We start from the raw sequence: 244 nt of genomic DNA, 5'->3' as shown, positions 1-244 counted from the left end.
CGCGACAACCGAATGTTCGTTGAAGGAGTGCTGTGGATCGTGCGTACGGGGTCTCCCTGGCGCGATCTCCCGGAGGTCTTCGGCGATTGGAACAGCGTGTTCCGGCGCTTCAGCCGATGGAGCATCAAGGGTGTTTGGTGGCGGATCTTCGAGGCGATGTCCGATGATCCGGACTTCGAATATCTGATCGTCGATTCCACCATCGTTCGGGCGCATCAGCACGCTGCCGGCGCCAAAAAAGGGG

1 protein-coding gene is annotated in these 244 nt (G+C 59.8%); it reads left to right on the top strand.

The genetic code is table 11. The features are described 5' to 3' along the window. On the top strand, positions 1–244 hold a 244-nt coding region (locus FNJ47_RS48365), incomplete at both ends, for a transposase (RefSeq protein WP_163163766.1).

This window comes from Bradyrhizobium uaiense (assembly GCF_010811875.1).
Classification (GTDB): domain Bacteria; phylum Pseudomonadota; class Alphaproteobacteria; order Rhizobiales; family Xanthobacteraceae; genus Bradyrhizobium; species Bradyrhizobium uaiense.
The sequence above is the reverse complement of the archived record's forward strand: the minus strand, read 5'-3'. Positions and strand labels throughout refer to the sequence as shown.